Source organism: Campylobacter coli LMG 9860 (assembly GCF_000254135.1).
GTDB classification, from domain to species: Bacteria; Campylobacterota; Campylobacteria; order Campylobacterales; family Campylobacteraceae; genus Campylobacter_D; species Campylobacter_D coli.
The window spans coordinates 1-4,336 of record NZ_AINS01000063.1 but is presented as its reverse complement, the minus strand read 5'-3'; the positions used below and the strand labels follow the sequence as shown (position 1 = coordinate 4,336).

At 30.8% G+C, this 4,336-nt stretch carries 5 protein-coding genes; 4 read left to right on the top strand and 1 reads right to left on the bottom strand.

Annotated elements, in window-relative coordinates:
• A partial coding sequence (locus CCO88_RS08300; RefSeq protein WP_002783780.1) for an MBL fold metallo-hydrolase occupies positions 1 to 292 on the bottom strand: 292 nt, incomplete at its 3' end.
• 73 nt (positions 293 to 365) lie between these two features.
• Here CCO88_RS08300 and CCO88_RS08295 point away from each other — a divergent pair.
• Genes CCO88_RS08295 through kdsB form a run of 4 tightly spaced genes read left to right on the top strand, consistent with a single transcriptional unit; the run spans position 366 to position 4,159 of the window.
• Positions 366 to 1,112 carry an NAD+ synthase gene (locus tag CCO88_RS08295; RefSeq protein ID WP_002776720.1) on the top strand — a complete coding sequence of 249 codons (747 nt, stop codon included), beginning with the start codon at positions 366 to 368 and terminating at the stop codon, positions 1,110 to 1,112.
• On the top strand, positions 1,112 to 2,044 hold the full coding sequence (locus CCO88_RS08290; protein WP_002776725.1) for a tetraacyldisaccharide 4'-kinase: 933 nt from the start codon (positions 1,112 to 1,114) through the stop codon (positions 2,042 to 2,044). Before CCO88_RS08295 ends, CCO88_RS08290 begins: the two co-directional genes overlap by 1 nt.
• The gene (thrC, locus tag CCO88_RS08285; RefSeq protein WP_002776726.1) at positions 2,031 to 3,443 is read left to right on the top strand and encodes a threonine synthase; all 1,413 of its coding nucleotides are present in this window, start codon (positions 2,031 to 2,033) and stop codon (positions 3,441 to 3,443) included. The genes CCO88_RS08290 and thrC overlap by 14 nt, the downstream gene beginning before the upstream one ends.
• Positions 3,440 to 4,159 (top strand): 3-deoxy-manno-octulosonate cytidylyltransferase, encoded by a 720-nt coding sequence (gene kdsB / locus CCO88_RS08280; RefSeq protein ID WP_002780354.1) that lies wholly within the window; start codon positions 3,440 to 3,442, stop codon positions 4,157 to 4,159. Before thrC ends, kdsB begins: the two co-directional genes overlap by 4 nt.
• Positions 4,160 to 4,336: the final 177 nt, after the last annotated feature.

Genomic DNA, 4,336 nt, shown 5'->3' with positions numbered 1-4,336 from the left:
TTAAAACATCAGCTTTACTTGGCTCAAAACCTTTTCCAAAAGGATCTTGTAGCATAAATTCATCATTTTTATGGATATAAATAGGAATGTCAAATTCTTTTTTTACTCTAGCATTATCCCATACATGATCATAATGCCCGTGAGTGTTTAAAATCGCTAAAGGTTTTTTAGCGTATTGCTTTATAAAACTTAGAGCATTAACGCCAGGATCTATTATAAAATCCCCTTTAGAGGTGTTTAAAATATAGCAATTTGTCTCATAAGGACCGCAAGCTTGTTTTAGAATTTGCATTTTTAGCCTTTTTTATTGAAATTTGAACCTAAAATGAATTATAATTATACATTGATTGTTTAAAGGTAAGTTTATGGATTGTGAAAAAATTTCTCAGACTTTATGTGAATTCATTCAGCACAAGGTTAAGGACTCGGGCTTAAATGGCGTTGTTTTAGGGCTTAGCGGGGGGATTGATTCTGCTTTGGTGGCGACGCTTTGTAAGAAGGCTTTGGGTGAAAATGTTTTTGCGCTTTTAATGCCTACAAAATTTTCTAATCAAGAAAATTTAAACGATGCTTTAAAACTTTGTCAAGAATTGAATTTAAAATACAAAATTATAGAAATTCAAGACATTTTAGAGGCTTTTTTAAAACAAAGCGAAAATACAGATGAGTTAAGCAGGGGAAATTTTGCTGCACGTATTAGAATGAGCTTGCTTTATGATTATTCTGCTTTAAAAAAAGCTTTAGTGGTTGGTACTTCAAATAAAAGCGAATTACTTTTGGGTTATGGGACGATTTATGGAGATTTAGCTTACGCTTTTAATCCTATAGGAGAGCTTTATAAAAGTGAAATTTATGGATTAGCAAGATATTTAAATTTAAATGAAAAATTCATTCAAAAAGCTCCAAGTGCGGATCTTTGGATAGGACAAAGTGATGAGAAAGACTTGGGTTTTTCTTATGAGCTTATAGACAAAGGATTAAAAGCGCTTGAAAATCAAGATATGAAAGCATTAGAAAATTTAGATAAAAAATTATTAGATATGCTTCAATCAAGAATAAAAAATAATGCTTTTAAAAGAAATATGCCTGAAATTGCGAGTTTGAATAAATAATGAATGAAGAAAAAAAGTATCAACTTTGGCTTGATAATTATTTTTTTAAGCCCAGCTTTTTTCAAAAATGTTTAGCTTTTATTTTTTTACCTTTGAGTTTGCTTTATGGTTTATGTGCGATTTTAAATACTTGTTTTCGCCAAAAGATTGATTTTAAAAAACCCATTATAAGCGTAGGAAATTTAAGCTTTGGAGGAAATGGAAAAACGCCTATTTGCAAGGCTATAGCAAGGGAATTTGAAGGCGTTTTTATAGTGCTTAGAGGCTATAGGCGTAAAAGCAAGGGTTTGCTTGTGGTTAAAAATGAAAATGCAATTTTAGCTCAAGTTTCACAAAGTGGCGATGAGGCGATGGAGTACGCATTTGAAGAGTGTGTAAAGGGTGTGATCGTAAGTGAAGATAGGGTAGCAGGAATTCAAAAAGCTTTTGAGTTAGGGGCTAAAATAGTGCTTTTAGATGATGCTTTTTCTAAATTTCATATCCAAAAATTTGATATTTTGCTTGAAAGCAAGATCAAGCCTTATTTTAATTTTACCTTACCAAGCGGTGCTTATCGTTTGCCTAAATTTTATGAAAAAAAAGCTGATTTTATAGCTTGTGAGGGTAGGGATTTTATACGCTATTCTTATGTAAAAGAAAATCCTAAGGCAGTTTTAGTTACAGCGATTGCAAAGCCTTTTAGGCTTTATGAGCATTTTATAAAGGCTAGGGCTTGTTATTTTTTTAAAGATCATTATGAATTTAAAAAAGAAGAATTGCAAGCTTTGTTGGATAAGCATCATTGTGATACTTTAATGCTAACTTTTAAGGATTATGTTAAGGTGAAGGATTTTGGATTTAAGTGTCAGATTATAGAATTGAATATAGAATTAAAAGAAAATTTCAAAGAAAAATTATATCAATATATAAGGAGTTTTAATGTTGCTAGTTGAAAGTAGAAATATAAACAATAAAGTAGATTTTAAAAATGCATTAGTTAATCCCAATGCTCCACAAGGTGGGCTTTATTCGCCTTTAAGTTTACCTCAATTTGATGGGGAAAAATACGCGAACTTATCTTATAAAGAATTTGCTTTAAAGTTGATAGAGAGTTTTGAATTTGGACATGAGGCTTTGTTTGATAAAGCTTTAAAAAGTTATGAAAAATTTGATGATAAAAACTCACCTATCGCTTTAAAAAAGATAAAAGATAAAACATACATCAACGAGCTTTGGCATGGGCCTACAAGAGCTTTTAAAGATATGGCTTTGCAACCTTTTGGAGTGCTTTTAAATGAATTTTCTCAAAATGAAAAAATTTTAATCATTTGTGCTACGAGTGGAGATACAGGACCTGCAACGCTTAAAAGCTTTGAAAATTTAGAAAATATTAAAGTGCTTTGCATGTATCCAAAAGGTGGAACAAGTGCTATACAAGAGCTTCAAATGAGAGCTTTAGATAAGGGAAATTTAAAGGTTTTTGCTATCAGGGGAGATTTTGATGATGCACAACGCACTTTAAAAAATTTGCTTGCAAAAGAAACTTTTAAGGACGAGTTAAGCAAAGTAGGATACGGACTTTGCGCTGCTAATTCTGTAAATTTTGGTAGAATTTTATTTCAAATCATCTATCACTACTATGCAAGCTTAAAACTTTATCATGAATTTAAAGAAGAGATTGAAATTCTTATACCAAGTGGGAATTTTGGCAATGCTTTAGGAGCGTATTATGCTAAATTAATGGGAGCTAAAATTTCTAAGATAAAAATTGTTTCTAATGCTAACAATATCCTTACTGATTTTTTCACCAAAGGAGAATATGATCTTAGGGATAGAAGTTTAAAAAAGACGATTTCTCCAGCTATGGATATACTTATTTCTTCAAATATTGAAAGATTGTTATTTTCTAAATTTTCAGATCTTAGGACTAATGAATTGATGAATTTGTTAAAAACTGAGAAATATTTCAAATTAGAAAAAGAAGAATTGCAAAGCTTACAAGAGGATTTTGAAGCTGATTTTTGTACTGATGAAGAATGTATGAAATTTATTAAAGAGAGTAAAATTTTAATCGATCCTCATACAGCAACTTGCTTTAAAATGCTTGATACTTCAAAGCCAAGTATTATTACTTCAACAGCAGAATGGACTAAATTTACTCCGAGTATGGTAAAAGCACTTTTTGGTAGAGAATGCAAGGATGAAAAAGCAGATTTTGAGCTTTTGGCTAAAGAATTTAAAGTAGATATCAAAAAAGATCTTTTAGAGCTTTTTGATCTTAAAAATGCTGATGAAAAAGTCTACGAGATAGGAGATATCGAAGGTGAAATTTTAGAATGGATTAAAAAATGATTATCATACCCACAAGACTAGCTTCAACGCGTTTTCCTGAAAAAATTCTTTGTGATATAGGTGGTGTGCCTATGTTTATCGCTACTGCTAAACAGGTTTCTAGTGTGGATGAGGTTTGCATAGCAGTAGATGATGAAAAAGTGTTAGAAATTGCCAAACAATATGGTTTTAAAGCGGTTTTAACAAGCAAAAATCATGAAAGTGGCACAGATAGGATCAATGAAGCTTGTAAAAAGCTTGGTCTAAAAGATGATGAAATCATCATCAATGTACAAGCAGATGAACCCTTTATAGAATGCAAGAATTTAGCCAAATTTAAAGAATTTGCTAATTCTTGTTTGAAACAAGAAGCTTTTATGGCAAGTTGTTATAAAGATATCAGTAAAGATAATGCAAGCGATCCGAATTTGGTGAAAGTGGTTTGCGATAAAAATGATTTTGCTTTATATTTTTCAAGAGCGAAAATTCCTTACGAAAGGGCAGACTATGAGGAAAGTTTTAAAGGACATTTAGGAATTTATGCTTATAGTGTTAAAGCTTTGCGTGAATTTTGCACTTTGGAAAATTCCGCCCTTGAAAAAGCTGAAAAATTGGAACAATTAAGAGCTATTGAAAATGGCAAAAAGATAAAAATGCTTCAAATTAACACTAGTAGCATGGGGATTGATACCAAAGAAGACTATGAAAGGGCTTTGCGAATTTATTTAGGAAAATAATTTATTCCAAAGTGGAACAGATTTTGCTTATATTATTTTAATATATTTAGGTTGAAGGCAAAAGAATCTAAATCAAAGGAATTAATATGAGTATCTTTAGTATCAATGATAACTCAAACTATGGTTCTATACTTTCACAAGCAAAAGCTAGTAAAGAAAGTAAAGAAAATTCTAAAA

Coding starts and splice junctions, on each gene's coding strand:
- CCO88_RS08295 (WP_002776720.1), top strand. CDS start 366: ATGGATTGTGAAAAAATTTCTCAGACTTTATGTGAATTCATTCAGCAC.
- CCO88_RS08290 (WP_002776725.1), top strand. CDS start 1,112: ATGAATGAAGAAAAAAAGTATCAACTTTGGCTTGATAATTATTTTTTT.
- thrC (WP_002776726.1), top strand. CDS start 2,031: ATGTTGCTAGTTGAAAGTAGAAATATAAACAATAAAGTAGATTTTAAA.
- kdsB (WP_002780354.1), top strand. CDS start 3,440: ATGATTATCATACCCACAAGACTAGCTTCAACGCGTTTTCCTGAAAAA.